General features: G+C 66.4%; 1 protein-coding gene and 1 pseudogene. Both read left to right on the top strand.

Features of this window, described 5'->3' with window-relative positions:
- The first annotated feature begins 60 nt into the window (after nt 1-60).
- Entirely contained in the window at nt 61-375 is a 315-nt protein-coding gene (locus ACZ7NC_RS45170; RefSeq protein ID WP_471498172.1) for an integrase core domain-containing protein, read from the top strand.
- A 507-nt stretch (nt 376-882) separates the two neighbouring features.
- Nucleotides 883-2,352 (top strand): annotated as a pseudogene (locus tag ACZ7NC_RS45165) (ISL3 family transposase).
- Nucleotides 2,353-2,476 lie beyond the last annotated feature (124 nt).

Raw genomic sequence — 2,476 nt, 5'->3', positions numbered from 1 at the left:
TCGGTTGGCGGACACCAGCCGAGGTCTTCGAGGAGCAGCTACGCTCGCTGCAACAGGCCGGTGTTGCAACGACTGATTGAACTCGCCCAATACACTTCCCGGGAACTCCGAAGCAAACTCAGGACGTTGAGCCTGAGAGCATCGGTCGACCGTACCGGAGTCTGCTGGGATAATGCTATGGCCGAATCATTTTTCGGTTCCCTCAAGAATGAACTCGTGCACCGGACTTCGTTCCCGAAACGTGCCCACGCACATCGGGCGATCGTTCGATACATCGAGATGTTCTACAATCGTCGACGCCTCCACTCCGGACTTGGCTACCGAACCCCTGCAGAAGTCCACGCCGAGTACGAAGAGTTGCAGGCCTCAGCATAAAGAATCCTTCAAAACCGCTGTCCGAGAAGCGCAGGGCGCCTCAGTCATGCGTGAGTGATCGGGTGGGAGTCCGTGGTGTGAGGAGAGCCGCGCGGGTGTGGGGGACCGTTGTGAAGCGATCCTGGGCCCGCGCGGCGTCTTTGATTCTGCCCTTCTGGGGCGTGGCTGGCCAACGCTTCGAACAGCCGACGGGAGGCAGGGCCAGTGTCCCCTCTCGTGCGTAAACGCATAATTCCTCGTGGCCCACTCCAAACGCACCACGACCGCCCGCTCCGCGGACGACGATCCCTGGGCGATCAACCCCCGGCGAGAATCGGACAATCAGCCTCAAGTGCGTTGCTGGAAACAAGCCTTGCTGTGAGACTCGGGGCGCCTGACCGGAGAATTTCGCCGGCGTCTCCAGCGGGCGGCCTCAAGACTCGCGACGCTCGCACTCTTTCCTTCGCACCTACCGGATCCCGTTCGGGCTCTCCGCTCCGGTTCGGCGACCGGCTCCTCAACTCCCTTATCGGGGCGGTGTTTTCCGGGTTGTCGGTGCTGGTCGTCGAGGACGTGGTGGAAGGCGGTGACGCGGTGGTGGTCACGGCACGGACCCGGGAAGTAGCGGTGCCGTGTCCGGTGTGCGGGACTCCGACGGCGAAGGTGCACGGGTGTCACCACCGGACGGTGAGGGACGTGCCGGTCGTCGTCCACCTGCGCGTACGGCGGCTGGCCTGTCCGGCCCTGGGCTGCCGGAGGCAGACCTTCCGCGAGCAGATTCCCGGACTGCTGGAGCGTCATCAGCGCCGCACGGTGCGCCTCGCCCGGCAGATATCCAGGTAGCGCGGGAGTTGTGCGGCCGGGCAGCCTCACGCCTCGCCAGTCTGCTGGCCATGCCCGTGTCCCGCAGTACCGCGCTGCGCCATTTGCGACGCCTGCCACTGCCGCAGCAGGTGATCCCGCGGGTGATCGGTGTGGATGATTTCGCCCTGCGCCGCCGCCACCGCTACGCCACGATCATCACGGATGCTGAGACCGGCCGACGCGTTGCGGTCCTGCCCGACCGTGAGGCGGCCACCCTGGAGTCCTGGCTGCGCGAACATTCCGGTGTCGAGGTCGTGTGCCAGGACGGCTCGGCCGCCTATGCCGAGGCCGTCCGCCGCGCCTTGCCCGACGCGGTGCAGGTCAGCGACCGATGGCACCTCTGGCGAACTCTCTGCGACAAAGTCCAGCTCGAGGTCCGCGCGCACGCCGGCTGCTGGGCCACCATCAACCGGCCCCGCCCCGGCGGAGTACGCGAGCAGACCACCCGCGAACGCTGGAACAAGATCCACGACCTCCTCGGCCAGGGCGTCGGCCTCCTCGACTGCGCCCGCCGCCTAAACCTGGCCCTGAACACCGTTAAACGCTACGCGCGCATGCCCGAACCCAGGCCCTGCGCATCGCCCCCGCCTACCGGCCCACCCTCGTCGACCCCTACCGCGAGCACCTGCGCCGGCGCCGTGCCGAGGATCCCGCCGTCCCGGTCACCCACCTACTCGAACAAGGAGCTGGGCCACACCGGCAGCGCAAACCTCCTGGTCCGCTACCTCAACCAGGGCCGAGCCGAAGGCGACCGCCCCGTCATGACCCACGTCACGCCAGCCGCCTCCTGCTCACCGACCCCGAAAACCTGCGCCCGAAGGAAGCGACCCTGCTGGAGAAGATCACCGCGGCCTGCCCGGAGATGACCGCACTCACCGATCTTGTACGCGGCTTCGCCACCCTGCTCAAACCGGCCGAGGACAACGACGTAAAACTCACAGAGTCGACCTGCCTCACCTGCACAGCTTCACCAACGGTCTCGAAATCGACCGGTCCGCAATGAACGCCGGCCTCACCTTGCCCTACCACAACGGCCGCACCGAAGGCGTCAACACCCGCACCAAGAGGATCATGAGGCAGATGCACGGACGCGCCGGATTCGGCCTCCTCCGCCACCGCGTCCTCCTGCCCTGACCGCGCCCCGGCGTCACCACCGACTACGAGCCAGAGCCGCGAACTTGACAGCCCCTTCGCGTGTTCACAAGGGCGCAAGGGTGCGCGGTGTGGCCGCGTTTCGTGGCTATGTGTGGGTTACCTG

The sequence above is a fragment of the Streptomyces sp. NPDC111802 genome (assembly GCF_055634335.1).
Note: the sequence above shows the minus strand (reverse complement) of the source record. Positions and strands in the feature narration are given on the sequence as shown.